The organism is Streptomyces sp. NPDC056296 (assembly GCF_042268605.1).
Classification (GTDB): Bacteria; Actinomycetota; Actinomycetes; order Streptomycetales; family Streptomycetaceae; genus Streptomyces.
The window spans coordinates 38,762-63,136 of record NZ_JBHJRX010000022.1 but is presented as its reverse complement, the minus strand read 5'-3'; the positions used below and the strand labels follow the sequence as shown (position 1 = coordinate 63,136).

Genomic DNA, 24,375 nt, shown 5'->3' with positions numbered 1-24,375 from the left:
AGATGCCAGCAGCCCGGCCGGCCGAGCCCCCCACCGAGGACCTTCCCGAGGATCTGACCCGGCTCGCCGCCCTGCACGGCGTCGCCACCTCCTACAGCCCCTCCCCGGACCGCACCGTCGCGGCCTCGGCCACCGCCGTCACCCTCGCGCTGGCCGCCCTCGGCGTGGACACGAGCACGCCGGAGGCCGTACGCGCCGCGCTCGCCGCCCGCGAGTCCGTGCTGCGCGCACGCCTGCTGCCGCCCACCGTGGTCGCCTGGAGCGACGGCGGCACCCCCGCCGCCCTGGCCGCCCTGCCCGAGGGCACCCGGCTGCGCGTCGACACCGAGCAGGGCGAGACCCGCGCCGACGCCGGGGGGCTTCCGGCCGGCGTCCACCGCCTGGCCGCCACCGCGCCCGACGGCCGGACCGCCCTGGCCCACCTGATCGTCGCGCCCGCCCGGCTGCCCGTCCCCGCCACACGTTCCTACGGCCTCCTCGTCCAGCTCTACTCCCTCCTCTCCCGCCGCTCCTGGGGCATGGGCGACCTCGGCGACCTCGGCGAACTGGCCGCCTGGGCCGGACGCGCCCTCGGCGCCGGGTTCGTCCAGGTCAACCCGCTGCACGCGGCCGTGCCCGGCGCCCCCACCGACCCCTCCCCGTACCGGCCCTCCTCGCGCCGCTTCCCCGACCCGGTCCACCTGCGGATCGAGGACGTGCCCGAGTTCGCGTACGTCACCGACCACGAGCGCGCCCGGACCCTCCAGGAGCGGGCCGGACGGCTGCGCGAGGCCGTGCTGGACAAGGACGCCCTGATCGACCGGGACGCCGTGTGGGAGCTGAAGCGCGAGGCCCTCGAACTGCTCCGCGAGGTCCCCCTCGGGCCCGGCCGCCGCGCCGCCTACTGCGACTACCTCGCCGAACAGGGCACGGCCCTGGAGGACCACGCGACCTGGTGCGCGCTCGCCGAGGTCCACGGCTCCGACTGGCACCGGTGGCCCGAGGGCCTGCGCGATCCCCGCTCGGCCGAGACCGACCGCGCCCGCACCGAGCTGATGGACCGCGTCGACTTCCACTCCCGCCTCACCTGGCTCACCGACACCCAGCTCACCGCCGCCCAGCGCACCGCCCGCGAGGCCGGGATGCCGGTCGGGATCGTCCACGACCTCGCCGTGGGGGTGCATCCGCAGGGCGCCGACTCCTGGGCGCAGCAGGAGTACTTCGCCGCCGGCATGTCGGTGGGCGCGCCGCCCGACGCCTTCAACGCCCGCGGCCAGGACTGGGGCCTGCCGCCCTGGCGCCCCGACCGCCTCGCCGAGTCCGGCTACGCGCCCTTCCGACGCCTGCTGCGGGGCCTGTTCCGCCACGCCGGAGCCCTGCGCATCGACCACGTCATGGGCCTGTTCCGGCTCTGGTGGGTCCCCGAGGGCCACCCGCCCACCGAGGGCACCTACGTCCGCTACGGCGCCGAGGCGATGCTCGCCGTCCTCGTCCTGGAGGCCGCCCGGGCCGGCGCCGTGGTCATCGGGGAGGACCTGGGCACCGTGGAACCCGGCGTGCGCGAGGCGCTGCGCGAACGCGGGGTGCTCGGCACCTCCGTGCTGTGGTTCGAACGCGACTGGGCGGGCGACGGCCGACCCCTGCCCCCCGACCGTTGGCGCGCCGACTGCCTGGCCACCGCCACCACCCACGATCTGCCGTCCACCGCCGCCCGCCTCACCGGCGAACACGTCGAACTCCGCGACCGGCTCGGCCTGCTCACCCGTCCGCTGGAGGAGGAGCGGGCCGAGGCGTCGGCTGACACGGCCGAGTGGCTGGACGTACTGGCCCGGCTCGGCCTGCTGCACGGCACCGGCGGCGACACCGGCACACCCTCAGAGGAGGCCGGCATCCAGGCCGTCCACCGCTTCCTGCTGCGCACCCCCGCCCGCATGGCCGGCATCTGGCTCCCGGACGCCGTCGGCGACCGACGCCCGCAGAATCTTCCCGGCACCTGGGACCAGTACCCGAACTGGCGCCTGCCCGTCGCCGACGCCGAGGGCCGCCCCGTGACCCTGGAGGACCTGGCCGCCTCGGCCCGGCTGCACGCCCTGATCGACGTCGTACGGGACCGCGACGGCGACTGAGCGGGCCCGCCCGGAGACCACTCGCGGTCCCCGTACGACCCCGTACGGCACCCCGGGCGCGCGACCCTTCCGGCCGTTCGCTAACTTTGCACCGTGGACAAGAAGAACGCCCTGCGCGCCGGCGCCCTGGCAGCCGGTACGACGCTGATGATGCTGCTCATGTCGTCCCCCGCGCTCGCGCTGACCCGCGACGACGGCGACGACCCCGGCACGGGCCTGAGCGTCGTCGAGACGCTAGGTCTCTACGTCGTGGCCCCGATCGCGCTGTTCGTGATCATCGCGGGCCTGGTCATGGTCCTGGACAGGTCCAAGGAAGAGCACCGCGTGACCTCCCGCAACATCAAGACCCGGCCCAAGGCCGACGCCAAGGTCTGACGGCCCACCTCAGCTCCACCGAGGGCGCCGGTCCCACCGCACGTACGCGCGTCAGTCGTGTGCGGGCGGGGACCGGCGCCCTCGGCGTGCGTGTGACGGCCGCGGCGGCCGGGCAGGAGTGAGCAGCGTGCAGCGTGCGTGCGCATCTCACAGGAGGCCACATGAACGGCACCCGCCCCGTGATCGTCGTCGGCTCCGGTCCCACCGGCCTCCTCCTGGCCGGTGACCTGGCCGCCGCCGGCGTTTCCGTCACCCTCGTCGAGAAGCGCCCGCACCGGATCAGCAACCTCTCCCGCGCCTTCGCCGTGCACGCCCGCACCCTCGAACAGCTCGACGCCCGGGGGCTCGCCGACGAGCTGGAGGCCGTGGGCCAACCCCTCGAACGCCTCGGCCTCTTCGGCCGGCTCACCGTCGACCTCGGCGCCCTCCCCTCCCGTTTCAACCACCTCCTCGTCGTCCCGCAGTACGAGGTGGAGAAGGTGCTGGAGCGGCGCGCGGTGAAGGCCGGGGTGGAGTTCCGGTACGAGACCGAGGTGACCGGCCTGGCGCAGCGTGCCGGCGGTGGTGCGGACCCGGACGACGGCGTGAGTGTCGAGGTCCGGGGCCCGGACGGGGAGACGGCGACCCTGCGGGCGGCGTACGTCGTCGGCGCCGACGGGATGCGCAGCACCGTGCGCGAGGCGATCGGGCTGCCCTTCCCCGGCCGCTCCGTCATCAGGTCCGTCGTGCTCGCCGACGTAACGCTCGCCGAGCCGCCGGAGACCCTGCTCACCGTCAACGCCGTCGGGGACGCCTTCGCCTTCCTCGCGCCGTTCGGCGACGGGTACCACCGCGTGATCGGCTGGCACCGCGGCCGGAACGTCCCCGACAGCGAGCCGCTCGACCTCGACGAGATCAAGGAGATCACCCGGCTCGCCCTGGGCCGGGACTTCGGGATGCGCGACGCCCGCTGGATGTCCCGCTTCCACAGCGACGAACGCCAGGCGCCCGCCTATCGCGTGGGCCGGGTCTTCCTCGCCGGTGACGCGGCGCACGTGCACACCCCGGCCGGCGGTCAGGGCATGAACACCGGGCTCCAGGACGCGGCGAACCTGAGCTGGAAGCTGGCGGCCGTGCTGCACGGGCACGCCGGTCCCGAACTGCTGGACACCTACCAGGCCGAGCGACACCCCGTCGGCAGGTCGGTGCTGCGCAGCAGCGGCGGGCTCGTGCGCCTCGCCATGGCCAAGCGCCCCTGGACGCTGGCGCTCCGGGCGGGGATCACCACCGTCCTCGACCACGTGGGCCCGGCCCGCCGCCGGGCGGCCGGCCAGGTCACCGGCATCGGCTACCGCTACCCCGCTCCCCGTGGGGCCCACCGGCTGACCGGCACCCGCGTCCCCGACGTGGCCCTCGCGGGCAGCGGCCGGCTGTACGAGGCGCTGCGCGGGGGCCGGTTCGTGCTGATCACCCCGGAACCGCCCCAGGAATCGACCCCGGAAGCGACGGACCGGCTGGCCGTGGAGCGCTGGGCGAGCGGACGGCGTACGGCGGTGCTGGTACGGCCCGACGGACACGTGGCCTGGGCGGCGGACGGCGCGGACCCGGCGGAGACCGAGGCGGCCGTCGCCGCGCACGTGGGCTGAGCGGACCCCCCTACTTCTCGGTGCCGGCGAGCAGGTCCCGCAGCAGGCCGGCCAGTTGGGCGGCCCGTTCGTCGTCGAGGGCGGACAGGGCCTCCGTCTGTGCGGCGAGGCCCGCGCCGACCGCCTCGTCGATCAGCTCCAGCCCCCGGTCGGTGAGCGTGACCTGCAGTCCCCGGCGGTCGTGCGGGTCGGGGGAGCGGCGCAGCAGTCCGGCCCGTTCGAGTTTGTCGAGGCGGCCGGTCATGCCGCCGGTGGTGAGCATCAGCGTGGCCGAGAGCTGCCGGGGGGAGAGCGTGTAGGGCTCGCCGGAGCGGCGCAGGGTGGCCAGGGCGTCGAACTCCCCGCGGGAGATCCCGAAGCGCGCGTACGCCTTCTCCATCCGGTCGCCCATCGCGCGGGCGAGCCGGAAGACGCGGCCGAACACCTCCATGGCGGCCGTGTCCAGGTCGGGCCGCACCGTCGCCCACTGGTCGATGATCGCGTCGACGGGGTCCTTGCGCGGCTCGGAGCGTTCAGTCATGCCACGAGTATCGGGACAACTCCGTTCGGCCGCAAGAAAGTAGCTTGACGGAATCTTGCTTAGCGCTAAGCTACTCTCGGTCGAGCTTTTCGCTCACCCGTCTCCCGAAGGGTGCCCTCATGGCTGCCGGTCGCCCCGCCCTCATCGCGCTCACCGCCCTCGCCCCCGTCTCCTGGGGCACCACCTACGCCGTGACTTCCGAGTTCCTGCCGGCCGACCGGCCCCTGTTCACCGGGCTGATGCGGGCCCTGCCCGCCGGTCTGCTGCTGCTCGCCCTCGCCCGGGTGCTGCCGCGCGGGGCCTGGTGGTGGAAGGCGGCGGTGCTGGGCGCGCTGAACATCGGGGCCTTCTTCCCGCTGCTGTTCCTTTCCGCGTACCGGCTGCCGGGCGGCCTGGCCGCCGCGGTCGGCTCGGTCGGCCCGCTGATCGTCGTCGGGCTCTCGGCGCTGCTGCTCGGGCAACGGCCCACCGCCCGGTCCGTGCTCACCGGCGTCGTCGCCGCGTTCGGCGTCAGCCTGGTGGTGCTGAAGGCGGCCGGGGCGCTGGATGCGCTCGGCGTGCTGGCGGCCCTCGCGGCCACCGCCTCCATGTCGGCCGGCACCGTGCTCACCAAGCGGTGGGGCCGCCCGGACGGCGTCGGCCCGCTCGCGCTCACCGGCTGGCAGCTGACCGCGGGCGGCCTGCTCATCGCGCCGCTCGCCCTCCTGGCCGAGGGTGCCCCGCCCGCGCTGGACGGCCCGGCGGTCGGCGGCTACCTCTACCTGGCGCTGGCCAACACGGCGGTGGCGTACTGGCTCTGGTTCCGCGGCATCGGCCGGCTCTCCGCCACCCAGGTCACCTTCCTCGGCCCGCTCTCGCCGCTGACCGCCGCCGTCGTCGGCTGGGCGGCGCTCGGCCAGGCGCTGACGCCGGTCCAGTTGGTGGGCATGGCGCTGGCCTTCGGGGCGACGGCCGCGGGGCAGCTCGCGTCGCGCGCGGAGGCGGCCGAGCCCGCCCCCATATCTTTCAGTTCTTCTTCAAAGAACGGTCGAAAAGATTCGATGGACCTGACGGGTCCGGCGCTGCGACGGTAGTCCCACCGCGATCGTCGCCCACCGCCCACCTGAAAGGACCTCCGTGGCCGTAGCCGACCCCCGGACCAGCACCACCCCCGCGCACACCCCCGCAGCGGCGCCCGCAGCCCCCGCCGCCCCCGTCGCCCTCGGGCTCGCCGTGCTCGCCACCCTCGTCTGGTCCGGGAGCTTCGTCACCTCCCGCGCCCTCGGCGACAGCGTGCCGCCCGTCCAGCACGCGTTCTGGCGCTGGGTGGTGGCCCTCGCGGTCGTCGCCCCCTTCGGCGCCCGGCGGGCCTGGCGGCAACGTGACCTGATCCGGCGCCACCTCGGCTTCGTACTCCTGGCCTCCCTCCTCGGCGTGACCGTCTACAACACGCTGGTCAACCAGGCCGGCGTCACCACGCCCGCCGCCAACATGGGCATGATCATGGCGGCGTCCCCGGTCCTGATGGCCGTCTTCGAACGGGCCGGCGGCGTACGGCTCGGCGCCCGCCGGGTCGCCGGGCTGCTCGTCGCCTGCGCGGGCGTGCTGCTGCTGGTCGGAGGCGGGGCGTCCTTCTCGGCCGGCGACCTGTGGATGATCGCCGCCGCCTGCTGCTTCGGGTCGTACAGCGCGCTGCTGCGGCGCAGGCCCGCCGGTCTGGACGGAGCGGGGTTCCTCTTCACCACGTTCCTGTTCGGTACGGTCCTGCTGCTGCCCGCCCAGGGCGTCAGCCTCGCCGTCCGGGGCGGCTTCAGCCCGACACCGGGCACCGTCCTGCCCCTCCTCTACGTCGGTGTCGCCTCCTCCGCGGTCGCCTTCTTCGCGTGGAACAAGGCGATCTCCCTGATCGGTCCGTCCCGCGCCGGGGTCGTCTACTACCTCCAGCCGGTGTGCGTCGCCCTGCTGTCCTGGGCGCTGCTCGCCGAGCCGACCGGCTGGGCGCAGGCGGGCTGCATGGCGCTGATCCTCGGCGGCGTCGTCCTCGGCGCGGCCACGGGGGCCGGGCCGCGTCGGTGACGGGGGCCGCCCGCGGATAGGTTGCCGCCATGGCCGACTGGGACATCCGCAAGCTGCAGATCCTGCGGACGCTGCGGGAACGGGGCACGGTGACCGCGACGGCCGAGGCGCTGCGCATGACGCCGTCCGCCGTCTCCCAGCAGCTGACGAACCTCTCCAGACAGCTCGGGGTGGAGCTGCTCCAGGCCCAGGGCAGACGGGTCCGGCTGACGGACGCGGCCCGGCTGGTGCTGCGGCACGCCGAGGCGGTGTTCGAGCAACTGGAACGCGCCGACGCCGAGTTGGCGGCCTACGTCCACGGGGAGGCCGGCGAGGTGCGGGTCGGCGCCTTCTCCACCGCCGTACCCGCCCTCGTCGTACCGGCCGTGACCGCGCTGCGGGCGACGCACCCCGGGATCGCGGTGCGCGTGCGCGAGGCCGAGGCGCAGGAGGCGTACGAACTGCTGGCCGCCGGCGAGGTGGACCTCGCCCTGTCGCTGGCCGCGCAGGCGCCGAGCGCCGCCGACCCGCGCTTCACCCGCGTCCCCCTCCTCGCCGACCCGCTGGACGTCGCCCTGCCCGGCGACCACCCGCTGGCCCGCGCGGACGGGCTGCGGCTGGCCGACCTCGCCGCCGAGCCGTGGATCTTCGGCGGCAGCGGGCCCTGGTCCGACATCACGCGGGCGGCCTGCGAGGCGGCCGGGTTCCGGCCCGACCAGGCCCACGCGGCGGCCGGCTGGACGGCGATCCTCGCGATGGTCGAGGCGGGCATGGGCGTCGCCCTGGTCCCGCGCATGGCGGCCGTGCCGCGGGACGGGGTCGTCATGCGCGAGCTGCGCGCGGACCGCCCGGTGCGGCACGTGGTCGGCGCGGTGCGCAAGGGGGCCGAGGAGAGCGCGGCGGTGGGGCGGGTACTGGACGCCCTGCGGACGGCCGCGACCCCCACCTCCGACAGCCCGCGGGCGCCCTCCGACGGTCCCCAGGTCCCCTCCGACGGTCCCCAGGTCGCCTCCGACGGCCCGCGGGCGTCCTCCGACGGTCCCCAGGTCGCCTCCGACGGCCCGCGGGCGTCCTCCGACGGTCCCCAGGTCGCCTCCGACGGCCCGCAGGTCGGGGTCGCTCCCGACGGCCCGGGGCCCGCCCCGCGCGCCGGGCAGGCCCCGGCCTGACCTCGCTAGGGAAACCGGGCAGGCCCCGGCCTGACCCCGCTGGGGAAAGGGGAGGGGGCGCCCGGTGCGACGAGCACCGGACGCCCCCTGGAGACGTAGCGCCTACTCGCCGGAGGCCTCCGCGTCCGCCGCCTGCGCCCGCAGCGCGCGCTCGACGCCCGAGCGGGACTCCGAGACCAGCCGGCGCAGGGCCGCGTTGGGCTCGGCGGAGGACAGCCAGGCGTCCGTGCGGTCCAGGGTCTCCCGGGACACCTGCACCGCCGGGTACAGGCCGACCGCGATCTGCTGGGCCATCTCGTGCGAACGGGACTCCCAGGCACCCTTGAGCGCCTCGAAGTACCGCTCCGTGTACGGCGCCAGCAGCTCGCGCTGGTCGGTCTGGACGAAGCCGGCGATGACCGCCTCCTGCACGGCGTTCGGCAGCTTGTCGGACTCGACGACCGACTCCCAGGCCTCCGCCTTGGCCGCCTCGGTCGGCCGGGCGGCACGCGCGGTGGCGGCGTGGCGCTCACCGGCGGCCGTCTTGTCCCGCTCGTACTCGGACTGGATCTCCGAGCCGCCGAACCGGCCCACGGCCGCGAGCCGCTGCACGAACGCCCAGCGCAGCTCGGTGTCGACGGCGAGGCCCTCGATCGTCTGCGTGCCGTCCAGCAGCGCGTCCAGCAGGTCCAGCTGCTCCGGCGTCCGCGCCGTCGCCGCGAACGCGCGCGCCCAGGCCAGCTGGTGGTCGCTGCCCGCCTCGGCGGCCCGCAGGTGCGCCAGCGTGGCCTCCGTCCAGCGGGTGAGCAGCGACTCGCGGGCGGTCGGTGCGGCGTACTGGTCGACGGCCAGCTTCACCTGGCGGTGCAGCGACTGCACGACACCGATGTCGGACTCCTTGCCGATGCCGGACAGCACCAGCGACAGGTAGTCGCGGGTCGCCAGCTCCGCGTCCCGGGTCATGTCCCAGGCGGACGCCCAGCACAGTGCGCGGGGGAGGGACTCCGTGAAGTCGCCCAGGTGCTCGGTGACGACGGCGAGGGACTGCTCGTCGAGGCGGACCTTCGCGTACGACAGGTCGTCGTCGTTGAGGAGTACGACCGCCGGACGGGGCTTGCCGACCAGCTGCGGTACGGCCGTCAGTTCGCCGTCCACGTCCAGCTCGACGCGCTCGCCGCGCACCAGCTTGCCGCCGGCGTCGAGGTCGTAGGCGCCGATGGCGATGCGGTGCGGACGCAGCGTCGGCTCGCCCTTCGCGCCAGCGGGCAGCGCCGGGGCCTCCTGGCGGATCGCGAAGGCCGTGATGACACCGTCGGCGTCCGTCTCGATCTCCGGGCGCAGCACGTTGATGCCGGCCGTCTCCAGCCACGCCTTCGACCAGGTCTTCAGATCGCGGCCGGAGGTCTCCTCCAGGGCGCCCAGCAGGTCGGACAGGCGCGTGTTGCCGAACGCGTGCCGCTTGAAGTACGCCTGCACGCCCCGGAAGAACGCGTCCTCACCGACGTACGCGACGAGCTGCTTGAGCACCGAGGCGCCCTTGGCGTACGTGATGCCGTCGAAGTTGACGAGCACGTCGTCCAGGTCGCTGATGTCCGCCATGATCGGGTGCGTGGACGGCAGCTGGTCCTGCCGGTACGCCCAGGTCTTCATCTGGTTGGCGAACGTCGTCCACGAGTGCGGCCACTTCGAGCCGGGCGCGTCGGCCTGGCAGGCGGCCTCGGCGTAGGTGGCGAACGACTCGTTCAGCCACAGGTCGTTCCACCACTCCATGGTGACCAGGTCGCCGAACCACATGTGCGCCAGCTCGTGCAGGATCGTGGCGGCCCGCACCTCGTACGCGGCGTCCGTCACCTTCGAGCGGAACACGTACTGGTCGCGGATGGTCACCGCGCCCGCGTTCTCCATCGCGCCCGCGTTGAACTCGGGCACGAAGAGCTGGTCGTACTTCTTGAACGGGTACTGGTAGTCGAACTTCTCCTGGAACCACTCGAAGCCCTGCCGGGTCACCTCGAAGATGGCGTCCGCGTCGAGGTGCTCGGCGAGCGAGGGCCGGCAGTAGATGCCGAGCGGGACGGACTGCCCGTCCTTCTCGTACACGCTGTGCACGGCGTGGTACGGGCCGACGATCAGCGCCGTGATGTACGACGAGATGCGCGGGGTTGGCTCGAAGACCCAGACGTCGTCCTGCGGCTCGGGCGTGGGCGAGTTGGAGATGACCGTCCAGCCCTCGGGCGCCTTCACGGTGAACTGGAAGGTCGCCTTGAGGTCCGGCTGCTCGAAGCTCGCGAAGACGCGGCGCGCGTCCGGCACCTCGAACTGCGTGTACAGGTAGGCCTGGTCGTCGACCGGGTCGACGAACCGGTGCAGGCCCTCACCGGTGTTGGTGTACGCGCAGTCGGCGACCACGCGCAGGATGTTGCGGCCCGGCAGCAGCCCCGGCAGGGCGATGCGGGAGTCCTGGAACACCTCGGCGGCGTCGAGGGAGTCGCCGTTCAGCGTCACCTCGTGGACCGTCGGCGCGACCAGGTCGATGAAGGACTCGCCGCCACTCTCGTCGCCGGTCTCCGCGACGTCGAAGCGCACCGTGGTCACGGACCGGTAGGTGCCGCCCTCCTGCGCGCCGGTGAGGTCGAGATCGATCTCGTACGAGTCAACGGTCAGCAGCTTCGCCCGCTGCCGCGCCTCTTCGCGAGTCAGGTTTGTGCCAGGCACGCGGTCATCTCCTCGTTATGTGTGGGTTGCGCCATCCTTCCACGTGGCCCGCACGGAGCGCGATGTCCATTTCCCGCCGGTGGACGGGCCGGGCGGGCGCGAGTGTGGACGCATGGAGAGCTACACCGCACGGCCCGTCGCGCCGGCCGTCCTCAAGGAACTGCGCGCCACCGACGACGCGGGCCGCGTGCCCGTCCCGGTCACCGACGACGAGGGCGGCGCGCCGCTGCGCTGCTGCCTGCGCCGCAGCCGCCCCGGCGAGCCGATCGCCCTGGTCTCCTACGCCCCGCTGCGCCGCTGGGCGGCCGGGACGGGCGTCGACCCGGGCGCGTACGACGAGCAGGGGCCGGTCTTCGTCCACGCCGAGGAGTGCCCGGGACCGGAGACGGACAGCCTCCCCTTCACGAACTCGCACCGCACCCTCCGCCGGTACTCGGCCGACGGGCGCATCGTCGGCGGGCGGCTGGTCGAGGCCTCCGAAGGACCCGACGGCTTCGGACCCGCCCTCCGGGAAGCGTTCGACGACCCGTCCGTGGCGCTCGTCCACGTCCGGGCCGTCGAGTACGGCTGCTTCCTCTACGAGGTGAGGCGGGGCTAGCCCCAGGGGCCTAGCCCTTCAGCTCCGCCGCCACCAGCTCCGCGATCTGCACCGCGTTCAGGGCCGCGCCCTTGCGCAGGTTGTCGTTGGAGACGAACAGGGCGAGGCCGTTGTCCACGGTCTCGTCCTGGCGGATGCGGCCGACGTACGACGGGTCCTGACCGGCCGCCTCCAGCGGGGTCGGCACCTCGGTGAGCGCGACGCCGGGGGCACCGGCCAGCAGCTCCTTGGCGCGCTCCACGCTGATCGGGCGGGCGAAGCGGGCGTTGATCTGGAGGGAGTGGCCGCTGAAGACGGGCACGCGCACGCAGGTGCCGGAGACCTTCAGCTCCGGGATCTCCAGGATCTTGCGGGACTCGTTGCGGAGCTTCTGCTCCTCGTCCGTCTCGTGCAGGCCGTCGTCCACGAGGGAGCCGGCCAGCGGCAGCACGTTGTACGCGATCGGCGCCACGTACTTGTCCGGCTTCGGGAACTCCACCGCCGAACCGTCGTGGGTGAGCTTGGGGGCGTCCGCGCCGACCTTCTGGACCTGGTCGAACAGCTCGTCCACGCCGGCCAGACCGGAACCGGACACGGCCTGGTAGGTGGCGACGACCAGCGCTTCGAGGCCGGCCTCATGGTGCAGCGGACGCAGGACCGGCATCGCGGCCATCGTCGTGCAGTTCGGGTTGGCGATGATGCCCTTGGGGCGGTCGGTGATCGCGTGCGGGTTCACCTCGGACACCACCAGCGGGACCTCGGGGTCACGGCGCCAGGCGGAGGAGTTGTCGATCACGACCGGGCCCTGGGAGGCGACCTTCTCGGCCAGCGCCTTGGAGGTGGCGCCGCCCGCCGAGAACAGCACGATGTCCAGCTCGGAGTAGTCGGCGGTGGCCGCGTCCTCCACCGTCACGCCGTCCAGCTCCTTGCCGGCGCTGCGGGCCGAGGCGAACAGGCGCAGCTCGGTGACCGGGAAGTTCCGTTCGGTGAGGATCCTGCGCATGACCGTGCCGACCTGACCGGTGGCTCCGACGATTCCGACCCTCACGGTGACTCCTTCTCCGTTTGTGCGCGTGTCTTCACGCGCGCTTTGCTCGGCCGAGACTTTTCCATCATGGGGCGAAGCCCGGCCCACCTGTCCAATTCTTTGCGCGGTGTGCCCGCACCCTGGGACGCGGCGGTCAGGACAACGGGCGCGGTCCTTCGGCGGCAACCCCGGCTGAGCTGCATGAATTCCCCTCGACCGGGCCCCGCGCCGCAAGCTGTGCTGTTCCGCCCCTGCCCATCCCTTCCCACCCCACACGACGATGTGACGTATGCCTCGCACCAGGTCTCCGCCGGCCGGGCGAACGTTTCGGGCCCCGCCGGCGTCATAGGGGAAACGTGGCTGGGGGAGGGGTGGCTGTGCTGCGCAGAAAGGCCCGCCGCGGCCAGGGGGACGGCGTACTCGACGATCCCCTGGACGCGGCCCAGGAACGCCGGGTGCGGGCGGTGCTCGCGCTCGGCGGGGTGCCGCAGGCGGACCTGCCGGACGGGGTGCAGCAGGTCCGCCTGCGGTTGCTGGAGCGGACGGCGAGCGGACGCGAGGCGCCGCGCGACGTGTCCGCGTGGGCGGCGGTCGTCGCCTCCAACCTGGCCATGGACTGGCACCGGGCCAGGCGCCGCCAGGACCGGCTCGGCGAGCGCCTGGCGGCGCTGCGCCAGGCGGAGCACCCGTCCGGCGAGGACACCAGCCTGCTCTCCCTCGCCGTCGCCCAGGGACTGGACGAGCTGCCCGACGCCCAGCGCCAGGTCCTCGTCCTGCGTTTCTACGCCGACCTGCCGGTGCGCGGCATCGCCGAGGAGCTGGGCATCCCCGAGGGCACGGTCAAGAGCAGGCTGCACACGGCGGTACGGGCGCTGCGGGCCCGCCTGCACGAGGACGAGGTGGTGTGAGATGGCCGCCGAACAGCATCCCGCCGAACGGCATCCCGGTGGGCACGACGCGCTGATGGCCGCGATCACGGGCGAACCGCCGCCGCCCGGGGCGGGCGCGGACGCCGATGCCGAGTACCGGTCGGCGGCGGCCGACGTGGCGCTGCTGCGGGAGCAGCTGGGGATCATCGGGCGATCGCTGAGCGAGCCGCCTCCCCGCCCCGAGGCCTCCCCGGTGCGGGAGCCCTCCCGCCGCCCCCGGCGCCGTCCGCTCGCCGTCGCCTTCGGCGCCCTCGCGGTGGCCTGCGCCGGTGTGGTGGTTACGGGGCTCGGGTGGCTGGTGGTGCAGGGCGGGAACGGAGCCGAGGACGCGGCGAGCGGCAAGGCCGCGGCGAGCGACGAGCAGGCGGACTCCGCCCAGTCCGGTGGCGTCGCCTTCGGCAGCCCCCGCTACCTCGCCTGCGCCCGTCTGGTCGCCGAGGGCACGGTGACCGGCGCCGAACCGGTGCCGGGGACCGGGCAGCACCGGATCACCCTGGACGTGGCCCGCTCCTACAAGCCGCGGGAGGGGCCCGGGAAGGCGGGCGAGCGGATCACGTTCGTCCTGGACGACACCACCGCCCGGCTCGCCGTGGGCGACCGCGCGCTGATCGGCATCCCCCTGCACGGCGACAGCCCGGACGCCGTGATCACCGGCGCGGAGGCCATCGCCGCCGAACGCGCCTGGATCACCGCGTCCCTGCCGGAATCCCGCACCCTCACCTGCGACTGACCCCTGGCATGCGGAAAGGGGCGGGCACCCCGCAGAGCGCCCGCCCCTCCCGCATACCGCACCGGACTACGGCACGACCTTCCCGATCCGTACGCTGCCGAGGCCCGCGGCCGTGCCGTGGGCGTTCACCAGCTGGACCTGCCCGAAGAACTCACGGCCCGCCGGAGCGGCGGCCAGCGCCGTGACGCTGCCGGAGACCGTCGCGGAGTCGCCCGTGCCGAGCTTCACCGGCGCCGAGCCGTCCACGGTGACCGAGCCGAGGGACGCGGCGAAGTACACGTCCCGGTAGTCGTACTCCGTGCTGCCCGACGGCACCGCGTAGCCCACGACCTCGACGGTGTAGGCACCGGCGGCCGGCTTCGGCACGGAGACCGACTCCTCCGAGTCGCCGTCGGCGGACTGGCCGACGACGTTGCCGTCCTTGTCGTAGACCGTCAGGTCCAGGTCGGCGGCGGCGTCGGAGACACCCCCGATGGCCACGTCCAGCGACTCGGCGCCCTCGGGCACCTCGACCGTGGACGTGGTCGTCTCGCCCTGCTCGATCGACGGGCGGGACGTCTCGGCCGAGCCGAGCGGGCCGCCGACCAGCTTGCCGTCGATCGGGCCGTACTGGTTCGTCACCTTCCAGGACGCGTCGGCCGGGGTGCCCACCTCGGCCTCGGGCACGGTCACGACCTCCGGGTCGAAGGTGGCGCCGAGGACGGTGACGTCCAGCTTGTACGGGTTGTCCAGCAGCGGCGAGGTGCGCCGCGACTCGACCTCGATCTCCCAGACGCCGGGCTGCGGGTCGGCGTACGCGCGCACGTCGGGCCGGCAGCCGTTGCCGTCGAGGTAGTTGTTGTAGCAGTACGGCGTAGAGGTGTTGTCGACCGGGACGCCGTACGGGTGGATGGCGATGAACCGGGTCTGGCTCTCACCCTTCAGCCCGCTCATCGCCACCTCCAGCGCCTTCGCGCCCTCGGGGACGGTCACGAAGTACGACTCGGTGTCGTTGCGCTGCACGGAGTCCTTGGCGGAGAAGTCGTACTCCAGCGGGGCCGATGCCACGACCGTGGTCAGGACCAGCTTGTCGGTGCCCTCGGTGCGCGGGTCGTCGACCTCCAGGATCGCGCTCTTGAGACCCTCGGAGCGCGGCTTCGCCTGCACCTTGACGGTCACCGGCTCGTTCAGCGGCAGCCTCACCTCGTCGGAGCCGACGATCCGGAAGGTGCGCCCGGCGTTGTTCCCGAAGTGCAGCTCGTGCCGGATCGCGCGGTCCTCGCCGGACGTGCGGGTGAGCGTGATCTCGTACGTCTTCTTCTCCCCGGCCTTCAGGCCGCCCTCGCGGTCGTAGAGGCCGGTGCCGTGGCCCGGGGTCTTCAGGAACTGGTCGATCGCGGTGTCGACCGGCGCCTTCACCGTGTACTCGTGGGCGGTGGCGCCCTTGCGGATCGCACGCCAGGCGTCGGGGATGTTGATCAGGCCCGCGCCCTCCTCGTACGCCTGCACGCCCCTGATGTGGTCGGCGGTGGAGGTCAGCGCCGTGCGCAGCTTGGCGGGAGTGAGGTCGACATCCGCCTGCTTCGCGGCCGACAGCAGCAGCGCCGAGGCGCCGGCGGCCTGCGGGGACGCCATCGACGTGCCCTGGAGCATGCCGTAGCCGGCCGGGAGGTCGTAGCCCGCCTCCGGGACCGGGGCGCCGGGCGCCCAGGTCTGGATGGTGTTGACGGCGGCGCCGGGCGCGGTCAGCGTCGGCGTGAAGCCGCCGTCCTCACGCGGGCCGCGCGAGGAGAACGGCATCATCGCGTACTTGGTCCTCACCGCGGAGCCGTAGTTGGCGGCCCAGGTCTCGCGGGAAATGGACGCGCCGACCGAGATCACCTTGTCGGCGAGCGACGGGTCGCCGATGGTGTTGGCGCCGGGGCCGGAGTTGCCCGCGGAGATCACCAGCTGGACGCCGTAGGTGTCGATGAGGCGCGTGTACAGCGCGGCGCGGGCGTTGTTGCCGTCGTTGAGCGCCGGGAGGCCGCCGATCGACATGTTGACGATGTCGACGCCGCGGTTGACGACGAGGTCGATCATGCCCTCGGTGAGCGCGACGTTGGTGCAGCCGCCGCTCCAGGTGCAGGCGCGGGACGAGACGATCTTCGCGCCGGGCGCGGCACCGTCCATCCGGCCGCCGAACAGGCCGTTGGCGGCGGCGAGTCCGGCCACGTGCGAGCCGTGCGAGCCCTCGATGACGCCGATGTTGACGAAGTCGGCCTTCGCGCCGGCCGCGTTGTAGACGACGTCCTCGCGGATCTCGACGACGAACGGCTGGCGCTCCGCCACGTCCGTCTTCGGGTCGTCGGTGCCGAAGTACCCGATCTGGAAGCCGTCCTTGTACGGCTTCATCGGGGTGTCGTCGGCGAAGTCGTGGTTGTCGTTCAGGTCGACGCGGACCGTGCCGGCCTGCGCGTCGTAGAGGACGCCCCAGGAGTCGGTGGTGTCGCCGTCCCGGTTGGCGTCGCCCCCGGCGTCACCGCCGGTGGTGTACGACTCCAGGAAGGTGCTCACCTGGTACGAGCCCGCGGGCGCCGTCCAGGTCTCGCCGCCGAAGGTGAAGGTCGGCCCGGAGACGGAGGTGAGCATGGGGCGCCAGGTCCGGTCGCCGTCGACGACCGGGTCGGTCGCGGTGACCCAGTCGACGATCTTTCGCTCGCCGGTGGTGGTCTTCTGCAGCGCCGGGTGGGCGAGGTCGACGCCCGAGTCGAGGATGCCGATGGTGACGCCGCGGCCGTCCGCCTTCGGGTACTTCTTCACGAAGTCGACGGCGCCCGTCTCGAAGGACGGGTTGTACGGGTTCTCGGCGGGGGTGCGGCGGTCCGGCGCCGGGTAGGAGCGGCCCTTGTGGTGCTCGGCGCCCTTCGCCCGGTCGGCGCTCGGCGTCGGGTCGTCCAGCGGGATCTCGTCGCGCAGGTCGATGCCGTGCACGGAGGAGAGCTTCGCGGCGGCGGCGATGGCCGAGTCCGCCTCGGCGGTGGGCACGGTGGCGCGGACGTAGCCGAGCTTGTCGTACGTCCGGCCGACGGACCCGCCGCCGACCGCGTCCAGCTTCTTCGCCACCTGCTCGGTCTGACCCGGTGCGGTGGCGACCATCATCGTGACGTTCTTCGTGCCGTCGGCCTTCGCCTCGGCGAGCAGGTCCGCGTCGTCCGAACCGAGCTTGTCGGGCGCGGACTTGACGGAGGCGTCGGCGGGCGCGTCGACGGGGGGAGTGGTCCCGGGGCTGTCGGCGGCCAGGGCCATGGGTATCGGACCGACGGCGCAGAGCGCGGCGACGAGGCCCGTGGCGACGGCGATGCGGGCCGCGCGTCTCGCGCCCGGTATCGGTTCGCGCTGGGGGGTGTGGGTCATCGGCATCCCTTGTAGGTAAAGGAACGTGCGTGAACGACCGGGGCCGATCGGTCCTGGCCGCGGCAGTCCGGAATCCGATCCCGGACGACCGCTCAGCCTTACGTAAGGGTTCACTGTTTGGGGAGAGTTGTCCGGGACGGGATGGAGCCATGGCGTACTTCCGCCATACGCCATCGGGGACACAAGGGGCGGGCTGTGACAATCCTGTGAGCCGCGCCCGGGTCGTGGCCGGGCGGGGTAGCGTCCCGGAGTGCTGCGCAAACTGAGGGTGGCGGCCTACGCCATATGCGTCCGCGACGGACAGGTCCTGCTCGCCCGGTCACCGGGCCCCGGCGGGGTCCCCGAGTGGGTGCTGCCGGGCGGCGGCATGGAGCACGGCGAGGACCCCCACGACACCGTCGTGCGCGAGGTCGAGGAGGAGACCGGCTACCGCGTCGAGCCCACCGCCCTGCTCGGCGTCGGCTCCCACCGCGTCACCCGCCCCGGCCGCGCCGGACTCGGAGGGCTCCTGCGGCGAACCGTCGACCAGCACGCCGTACAGCTCGTCTACGAGGTCCGGGTCACCGGCGGTGACCTGCGGTTCGAGGTCGGCGGCTCGACGGACCTGGCGGCCTGGCAGGACCTGACCGCCGTCCCGGGGCTGACCCGGGTGCCGATGGTCGACATCGGCCTGCGGCTGTGGCGCGAGAGGCCGCCGTCGGGACGGGCGGAACGCCCGCGTGCCGAGGAGGGCTGAATCGCGCTCAACCACTCCAGTGCGCGGCAACCTTCACGCCGCCCGTCCGGTCCCTCCCCCCGACCGAGCAGGGCAGAGAACGCAGAGAACACAGAGAACACACAGGACGCGGATCGATGGGGGAAGACATGACCGTACGCGTACGAACCACCCTGGTGGCGGCCACCGCCGTGGCACTGTCGGTGGCGGTGGTGGGCCCCGCGGTGGCGGCGCCGGCCGCCGGAGGCCACGACGCGACCCGCCGCGCCATGGAGGCCGCGGTCGCGGACGGCGTGCCCGGCGTGACCGCGACCGCCCGGGACGGACACCGCACGTGGTCCGAGACCGCCGGGGTGGGCGATTTGCGGACCGGTGAGCCGCGTTCGGAGCGGGACCGCTACCGGGTCGGCAGCATCACCAAGACCTTCGTCGCCACCGTCCTGCTCCAGTTGGAGGCCGAGGGCCGGCTCTCGCTGGACGACACGGTGGACGAGTGGCTGCCGGGCGTGGTCGAGGGCAACGGCCACGACGGCGGCCGCATCACATTGCGCCAACTCCTCAACCACACCAGCGGCGTCTACAACTACACGGCCGACGAGGAGTTCGCCCGCACCCACTTCGCCAAGGACGGCTTCTTCGAGCACCGCTACGACACGGTGACACCGCGGGAACTGGTCGGGGTCGCCATGGCCCACAAACCGGACTTCGAGCCGGGCGCCTCCTGGAACTACTCCAACACCAACTACGTCCTGGCCGGCATGGTGATCGAGGAGGTCACCGGGCGCCCGTACGGTGACGAGGTGCGCCGCCGCGTCATCGAGCCGCTGAAGCTGCGCGCCACGTCCGTTCCGGGCACCCGGGCCGGCCTGCCGCAGCCGAGCAGCCGCGCGTACTCCAAGCTGGACGGGACGGCCACGGGCCCGACGTACGACGTCACGCGGCTCAACCCGTCCATCGCCGGTTCGGCGGGCGAGATGATCTCCAGCTCCGCCGACCTGAACCGCTTCTACACCGCCCTGCTCCGCGGCCGGCTGCTGCCCGCCGAGCAGCTGACCGAGATGACGACCACGGTCCCGGTGGCAAAGGGCGCAGGTTATGGCCTCGGTCTGATGAAGAGGGAACTCGGCTGCGGAGTGACCGTCTGGGGCCACGGCGGCGGCATCCACGGCTCCTCGTCGGAGGCGGTGACGACCAAGGACGGCCGGCACGCGCTCGCCTTCAACTTCAACGGCGACTGGGCGGGCGACAGCGACGCGGTGATCGAGGCGGAGTTCTGCGCCGAGTAGCGGCGCCACGCACGAGGAGGGGCCACGCACGAAGAGGGGCCACCGGCACAGCGGTGGCCCCGGTGGCCCCTCCTCTCCCCTCCTGGTGCCGCCCCGGTCCGTCACTATCGGGGCAGCACCACGACATACGCGGCGGGTTCCCTGTCCCCGGCCGCCATCAACGCCGTACGCACGACGGCCGCCTGGTGTTCCGGGCAGTCCCGCAGCTTGCGCGGCGTGAGGTGCACGACCGTGATGCCCAGCCGTTCCAAGTGCTCGCGCTTGCGGGCGTATTCCGCCCAGACCGCGTCGTCCTCCTGCTGCCGGTGGGCGCGCGTGTCCAGCTCCAGCGCCACCGAGTGCTCGGGCCAGAAGGCGTCGACGCCGCCGAGGTGGGGGCCGCCGGGCAGGCGCAGGTCGACGTTCCAGACCGGTTCCGGCAGACCGTGTTCGCGCACCGTCCGGTACAGGCGCTGCTCGGCCAGCGCCCGCCCCTCGGCGACCAGCGAGTCCACCGCGTCCACCACGTGCGGGCGGCTGAGCAGCCGGGCCCGGTTCAGTTCCCGTACCACCGCCGCCGGTTCGCAGTGCCCGCCGCGCACCGCCTCCGTCAGCAGCCGGCGGACGACGCCCGCGTCCGTCAGCTCCGCCACCGCGTCGGCCAGGGCCCGCGCCACCGGCGCCACCGGAACCCCCGTGACCTCCACGGGGGTGGGCAGCGCGGTCGTGCGGACGATCCGCGCGCAGCCCGTCGTGCGCAGCCGGCGCAGTCTCGGCACCAGGACGTCGATGGCGTCCAGCGACGGCAGAGGGGGAGCGGCGGAGAAGCCGTACAGCGTCAGCGCGGCCAGGCCCGTGATCATCGCCTCCGCGTAGGCGGGGACGGGCGTCTCCGCCCCGCCCGGCTGGACCGGCACGGAGGCGGGGACACCGGCGGACGCACCGCCGTGTCCGCCGGCGGTCCGCTCCCGCGCCGCGTACAGCAGCACCGCGTGCAGGCGCTCCTCGCTGGTCGGCGGGCCCGGGTGGAGCAGGACGACGTTGGGGAGCAGCTGCTGCCAGGGCCCGCCGGGCCGGCACTGCTCGCCGGTCTCGGCGGCGGAGACACCGTGCGCCCGCAGCTGGGCGGCCGTCAGCAGCCGGCGCCGGCCGTTGGCCAGGTGGTGGAGCGGGCGGGGGGAGAGCGGGGTGTTGTGCGTCATGACCGGGGGTTTCCCGCGCTCGAACCGCCCCTTAACCGCTGTTACACGCTCATCGCCGAATCCGGACAGGACCGCCCTAAAGGACGGGTGTTCGGATGCCGAAAACCCCTGGTCCGCCGAGGTGGGGGCCAGGGGTTACGGCTGCTATTGACTGAATTCCGTAACGATGACGGAACGCCCAATCATTGGCCAGAGGTCGGTGTGATCAGCGGCCCGCCGCCGCGTCGCACGCCTGACCCCGCAACGCCCGCGCCAGGTCGTCCCGCGCCTCCAGCACCAGCCGGCGCAGCGCGGGCGCGGCCCCCTCGTGCGCGGACAGCCACGCGTCCGTCGCGTCCAGGGTGTCCTGGGAGTCCCGCAGGGACGGGAACAGGCCCCGGACCACGTCCATCCCGATCTGGATGGACCGCTCGGCCCACACCCGCTCGATCGCCGCGAAGTACTTCTCGGCGTACGGCGCGATCAGCTCCCGCTGCGAGGCCTGCGCGAAGCCCGCGATGGTCGCCTCCACCAGGGCGTTCGACAGCGCGTCCGACTCCACGACCTGCGCCCAGGCCTGCGCCTTCACCGCCGCCGACGGACGGGCCGCCAGGCAGCGGATCTGGTGGCGCTTGCCGGAGGCCGTGTCGTCGCGGGCCAGCTCGGCCGCCAGCACGCCCTCGTCGGCCTCGCCGTGCGCGGCGAGCGGCTCCAGGAACGCCCAGCGCAGCTCCTGGTCCACGTCCAGGCCGTCGATCTTCTCCGTGCCCTCCAGCAGTCCGCGCAACAGCCCCAGTTCCGCCTCGTCGGACGCCACCGCCGCGAAGAACCGCGCCCACGCCAGCTGCTGCTCGCTGCCCGGCGCCGCGTCCCGCAGCTGACGCAGCGCGCCCTCGCCGAGCAGCCGGCCGCCGGCCAGACGCCAGTCGGGGGCCGCGTAGTGCGTCAGCGCCGAGTTCGCCCAGGCGTGCAGCATCTGGAGGACGCCGATGTCGGACTCGCGGCCCGCGAAGCGCAGCACCAGGCCGATGAAGTCCCGCGCCGGGAGCAGCGCGTCCCGGGTCATGTTCCACAGCGCCGACCAGCACAGGGCACGGGCCAGCGGGTCGGTCAGGGAGCCCAGGTGGTCGCGCAGCGTCGCCAGCGAGGTCTCGTCGAAGCGCGTCTTGCAGTACGTCAGGTCGTCGTCGTTGACGAGCACCAGCTCGGGCGCCTCCGCGCCGGCCAGCTCCGCCACCACCGTGCGCGGCCCGTCGACGTCCACCTCGGCGCGCGCGTACCGCTCCAGGGCGCCGTCGCCCGTACGCCGGTACAGGCCCACCGCGACGCGGTGCGGGCGCAGCTCCGGGTGCGACTCCGCAGCCTCCTGCACCACCGCCAGTTCGTCGACGCGGCCCTCGGCGCTCAGCAGCACCTGCGGGGTCAGCGAGTTGACGCCCGCCGTCTGGAGCCAGGACCGCGCCCAGGCGCCCATGTCCCGTCCGCTGGTCTCCTCCAGCACCGAGAGCAGGTCACCGAGGCGCGTGTTGCCGTACGCGTGCCGCTTGAAGTAGCGCCGGGCGCCCTCCAGGAACGCGTCCTCGCCGACGTACGCCACGAGCTGCTTGAGCACGGAGGCGCCCTTGGCGTAGGTGATGCCGTCGAAGTTGAGCTTGGCGTCCTCCAGGTCGCGGATGTCGGCCGTGATCGGGTGGGTGGACGGCAGCTGGTCCGCGCGGTAGGCCCAGGCCTTGCGGCGGTTGGCGAAGGTGATCCAGGCGTCCTTGAAGCGGGTCGCGCCGACGTTCCCGAAGGTGCCCATGAAGTCGGCGAACGACTCCTTCAGCCACAGGTCGTCCCACCACTCCATGGTGACCAGGTCGCCGAACCACATGTGCGCCATCTCGTGCAGGATGACGTTGGCCCGGCCCTCGTAGGACGCCCGCGTCACCTTGCCCCGGAAGATGAACTCCTCCCGGAAGGTGACCAGTCCCGGGTTCTCCATCGCGCCGAGGTTGTACTCCGGCACGAACGCCTGGTCGTACTTCCCGAAGGGATACGGGTAGTCGAAGTGGTCGTGGAAGAAGTCCAGGCCCTGCTTGGTGACCAGGAAGACGTCGTCGGCGTCGAAGTGCGGCGCCAGGCCCTTGCGGCACAGGGCGCCGAGCGGGATCTCCAGCCGCGTGCCGTCCTCGAGGACGCGCTCGTAGGAGTCCGTCACGTAGTGGTAGGGACCGGCCACGACGCACGTGATGTACGTCGAGATCGGCTTCGTCTCCGCGAACCACCAGACGCCGTCGGCGCGTTCACCGGCGCCGTTGCTCCACACCGTCCACTCCTCGGGCGCCCGCACCTCGAAGCGGAAGGGCGCCTTGAGGTCCGGCTGCTCGAAGTTCGCGAAGACCCGCCGGGAGTCGGCCGGCTCGTACTGCGTGTACAGGTACACCTCGCCGTCCTCGGGGTCGACGAAGCGGTGCAGGCCCTCGCCGGTGCGGGAGTAGGCGCACTGGGCGTCGACGACCAGTTCGTTGTCGGCGGCCAGGTCCTCCAGGGCGATCCGGGAGCCGTCGAAGACCTCGCTCGGGTCGAGGTCGCGGCCGTTGAGGGAGACCGCGGTGACGCTCGGTGCGATCAGGTCGGCGAAGCTGCTCGCGCCGGGTTCGTTGCAGCGGAAGCGGATCGTGGTGACGGACCGGAAGGCGCGCGGGCCGTCGCCCTCCGCCGCACCGGCGGCCGAGCGCACGTCGAGGGACACCTCGTACCCGTCGACGGAGAGCAGGGCGGCCCGCTCCCGGGCCTCGTCGCGGGACAGATTCTCACCGGGCACGGGCGGCACTCCCTCGGGTGGTGTTCAGTATGCGGACAGCACCGATCCTGCCATGTGGCCCTGACGCGCGGCAGCCGGGAACGGCCGGGCGGTCCGGGAATGGCCGGAGCGGCCGGCGGGTTGCCTGGAGGAACGCTCGGTTGCGCCTCATGAGGAGAGACATGTCGGAGAAGACGCCCGTCGACTTCTGGTTCGACCCGCTGTGCCCCTGGGCCTGGATGACCTCACGCTGGGTCCTGGAGGTGGAGAAGGTCCGGGACATCGAGGTCCGCTGGCATGTGATGAGCCTCGCCGTCCTGAACGAGGACAAGATCGACGAGCTGCCCGAGGAGTACCGGGAGATGCTCCGGACCAAGGCCTGGGGGCCGGTCCGGGTCGTCATCGCCGCCCAGGAGGAGCACGGCGCCGAGGTGCTCGGCGACCTCTACACGGCGCTCGGCACCCGCTTCCACAACCAGGGCGAGGGCCCGGAGAAGGAGCCGGTCGCCGCCGCCCTGAAGGACGTCGGCCTGCCCGAGTCCCTCATGGACCACTGGGACTCCACCCCCTACGAGCCCCAGCTGCGCGCCTCCCACAAGGAGGGCATCGACAAGGTCGGCCAGGAGGTCGGCACCCCGGTCATCGCCGTCCCCGGCGCCGACGGCGAGCAGCTCGCCTTCTTCGGCCCGGTCGTCACCCCGGCCCCCAAGGGCGAGGACGCCGCGAAGCTCTGGGACGGCACCCTCGCGGTCGCCTCGGTGCCCGGCTTCTACGAGATCAAGCGCACCCGCACCAAGGGCCCGGACTTCAGCAACCTGTAGCGGCCACTGTCACCAGGGTCACTTCTCCCCGTCGGCGGCCTGCCTCCGGAACCTCTCCGGCAGCAGGCCGCCGTCGCGCTGCTTGTCCCAGCGCTGGAACCTGACACAGCCGGCGACGTCGCAGCGCCAGTAGTCGTGCACGTACGGGATCTTCAGCTGCTCCTTCACGGCCGCCTTCTCGGCGTCGTCGAGCGGGCGGAAGTCCTGCATCCCCCCGCAGGTGGGGCAGGCCAGGCTCTTCCTCATCGGCTCCTCCGCAGTGCCCGTGGGACCGGGACGTCGGCGACACGGCGCCGGTCCCGGGACGGCAGTACAGCGCGTGGCCCGCGCACCGCGCCAGAGGCGGGACCGGAGGAACCGGGGCCCGTACGGCGCGCGGTGCAGGCACGCGCGCCGGTGGCGGTCATCGCGGCGCGCCGGTGAACACGCCGCCCCGGACGGGCGATTGGGT

General features: G+C 73.2%; 18 protein-coding genes and 1 pseudogene. 12 read left to right on the top strand and 7 right to left on the bottom strand.

The features are described 5' to 3' along the window. The first annotated feature begins 2 nt into the window (after nucleotides 1–2). The 3 genes from malQ to ACFCZF_RS18095 all read left to right on the top strand — a co-directional run bounded on the left by malQ (nucleotide 3) and on the right by ACFCZF_RS18095 (nucleotide 4,105). Nucleotides 3–2,105: a 4-alpha-glucanotransferase gene (gene malQ, locus ACFCZF_RS18105; RefSeq protein ID WP_376672495.1), complete on the top strand. Its 2,103-nt coding sequence runs from the start codon at nucleotides 3–5 to the stop codon at nucleotides 2,103–2,105. A gap of 93 nt (nucleotides 2,106–2,198) precedes the next feature. After that, complete coding sequence (locus ACFCZF_RS18100; RefSeq protein WP_375912843.1) at nucleotides 2,199–2,480, top strand: hypothetical protein; 282 nt, start codon at nucleotides 2,199–2,201, stop codon at nucleotides 2,478–2,480. Between the two features lie 161 nt (nucleotides 2,481–2,641). Further along, the gene (locus tag ACFCZF_RS18095; RefSeq protein ID WP_376672494.1) at nucleotides 2,642–4,105 is read left to right on the top strand and encodes an FAD-dependent monooxygenase; all 1,464 of its coding nucleotides are present in this window, start codon (nucleotides 2,642–2,644) and stop codon (nucleotides 4,103–4,105) included. 10 nt (nucleotides 4,106–4,115) lie between these two features. On the opposite strand, the gene ACFCZF_RS18090 is transcribed toward ACFCZF_RS18095, so the two are convergent. Next, nucleotides 4,116–4,625: a MarR family winged helix-turn-helix transcriptional regulator gene (locus ACFCZF_RS18090; RefSeq protein ID WP_376672493.1), complete on the bottom strand. Its 510-nt coding sequence runs from the start codon at nucleotides 4,623–4,625 to the stop codon at nucleotides 4,116–4,118. 119 nt (nucleotides 4,626–4,744) lie between these two features. Between ACFCZF_RS18090 and ACFCZF_RS18085 the strand changes: the two genes are divergently transcribed. From ACFCZF_RS18085 to ACFCZF_RS18075, 3 genes and pseudogenes are all read left to right on the top strand, one after another. Next, the gene (locus ACFCZF_RS18085) at nucleotides 4,745–5,698 is read left to right on the top strand and encodes an EamA family transporter (RefSeq protein WP_376672492.1); all 954 of its coding nucleotides are present in this window, start codon (nucleotides 4,745–4,747) and stop codon (nucleotides 5,696–5,698) included. A gap of 43 nt (nucleotides 5,699–5,741) precedes the next feature. Further along, nucleotides 5,742–6,680: a DMT family transporter gene (locus ACFCZF_RS18080; protein ID WP_376672491.1), complete on the top strand. Its 939-nt coding sequence runs from the start codon at nucleotides 5,742–5,744 to the stop codon at nucleotides 6,678–6,680. A 29-nt stretch (nucleotides 6,681–6,709) separates the two neighbouring features. Next, nucleotides 6,710–7,597, top strand: a pseudogene (locus tag ACFCZF_RS18075) (LysR family transcriptional regulator); the annotation flags it as partial. Between the two features lie 333 nt (nucleotides 7,598–7,930). Here the strand turns inward: ACFCZF_RS18075 and pepN (ACFCZF_RS18070) are convergent. Then, entirely contained in the window at nucleotides 7,931–10,519 is a 2,589-nt protein-coding gene (gene pepN / locus ACFCZF_RS18070) for an aminopeptidase N (protein WP_376672490.1), read from the bottom strand. Between the two features lie 112 nt (nucleotides 10,520–10,631). Between pepN (ACFCZF_RS18070) and ACFCZF_RS18065 the strand changes: the two genes are divergently transcribed. Next, entirely contained in the window at nucleotides 10,632–11,117 is a 486-nt protein-coding gene (locus ACFCZF_RS18065) for a DUF1203 domain-containing protein (protein WP_376672489.1), read from the top strand. Nucleotides 11,118–11,127: 10 nt separating this feature from the next. On the opposite strand, the gene ACFCZF_RS18060 is transcribed toward ACFCZF_RS18065, so the two are convergent. Further along, nucleotides 11,128–12,144, bottom strand: coding sequence for an aspartate-semialdehyde dehydrogenase (locus tag ACFCZF_RS18060; RefSeq protein WP_376672488.1), 1,017 nt, complete (start codon nucleotides 12,142–12,144; stop codon nucleotides 11,128–11,130). Nucleotides 12,145–12,494: 350 nt separating this feature from the next. On the opposite strand from ACFCZF_RS18060, the gene ACFCZF_RS18055 reads away from it, so the two are divergent. Together ACFCZF_RS18055 and ACFCZF_RS18050 are read left to right on the top strand one after the other, a co-directional pair. Beyond that, nucleotides 12,495–13,031 (top strand): RNA polymerase sigma factor, encoded by a 537-nt coding sequence (locus tag ACFCZF_RS18055; RefSeq protein ID WP_375912820.1) that lies wholly within the window; start codon nucleotides 12,495–12,497, stop codon nucleotides 13,029–13,031. 1 nt (nucleotide 13,032) lies between these two features. Then, nucleotides 13,033–13,782: a hypothetical protein gene (locus tag ACFCZF_RS18050; RefSeq protein ID WP_376672487.1), complete on the top strand. Its 750-nt coding sequence runs from the start codon at nucleotides 13,033–13,035 to the stop codon at nucleotides 13,780–13,782. 66 nt (nucleotides 13,783–13,848) lie between these two features. Here the strand turns inward: ACFCZF_RS18050 and ACFCZF_RS18045 are convergent, their stop codons facing one another. After that, complete coding sequence (locus ACFCZF_RS18045) at nucleotides 13,849–17,157, bottom strand: S8 family serine peptidase (protein ID WP_376672486.1); 3,309 nt, start codon at nucleotides 17,155–17,157, stop codon at nucleotides 13,849–13,851. 250 nt (nucleotides 17,158–17,407) lie between these two features. On the opposite strand from ACFCZF_RS18045, the gene ACFCZF_RS18040 reads away from it, so the two are divergent. Beyond that, a complete protein-coding gene (locus ACFCZF_RS18040; protein ID WP_376672485.1) occupies nucleotides 17,408–17,893 on the top strand; it encodes an NUDIX domain-containing protein in 486 nt (161 codons plus the stop codon). 128 nt (nucleotides 17,894–18,021) lie between these two features. Next, nucleotides 18,022–19,158 (top strand): serine hydrolase domain-containing protein, encoded by a 1,137-nt coding sequence (locus ACFCZF_RS18035; protein WP_376672484.1) that lies wholly within the window; start codon nucleotides 18,022–18,024, stop codon nucleotides 19,156–19,158. Nucleotides 19,159–19,262: 104 nt separating this feature from the next. Here the strand turns inward: ACFCZF_RS18035 and ACFCZF_RS18030 are convergent, their stop codons facing one another. Together ACFCZF_RS18030 and pepN (ACFCZF_RS18025) are read right to left on the bottom strand one after the other, a co-directional pair. Then, nucleotides 19,263–20,339, bottom strand: a complete 1,077-nt coding sequence (locus ACFCZF_RS18030) for a hypothetical protein (protein ID WP_376672483.1) — start codon at nucleotides 20,337–20,339, stop codon at nucleotides 19,263–19,265. Between the two features lie 205 nt (nucleotides 20,340–20,544). Then, complete coding sequence (gene pepN, locus ACFCZF_RS18025) at nucleotides 20,545–23,124, bottom strand: aminopeptidase N (RefSeq protein WP_376672482.1); 2,580 nt, start codon at nucleotides 23,122–23,124, stop codon at nucleotides 20,545–20,547. Nucleotides 23,125–23,285: 161 nt separating this feature from the next. On the opposite strand from pepN (ACFCZF_RS18025), the gene ACFCZF_RS18020 reads away from it, so the two are divergent. Further along, the gene (locus ACFCZF_RS18020; RefSeq protein WP_376672481.1) at nucleotides 23,286–23,924 is read left to right on the top strand and encodes a DsbA family protein; all 639 of its coding nucleotides are present in this window, start codon (nucleotides 23,286–23,288) and stop codon (nucleotides 23,922–23,924) included. A gap of 18 nt (nucleotides 23,925–23,942) precedes the next feature. On the opposite strand, the gene ACFCZF_RS18015 is transcribed toward ACFCZF_RS18020, so the two are convergent. Beyond that, nucleotides 23,943–24,170 carry a hypothetical protein gene (locus ACFCZF_RS18015; RefSeq protein ID WP_376672480.1) on the bottom strand — a complete coding sequence of 76 codons (228 nt, stop codon included), beginning with the start codon at nucleotides 24,168–24,170 and terminating at the stop codon, nucleotides 23,943–23,945. Between the last annotated feature and the right edge of the window lie 205 nt (nucleotides 24,171–24,375).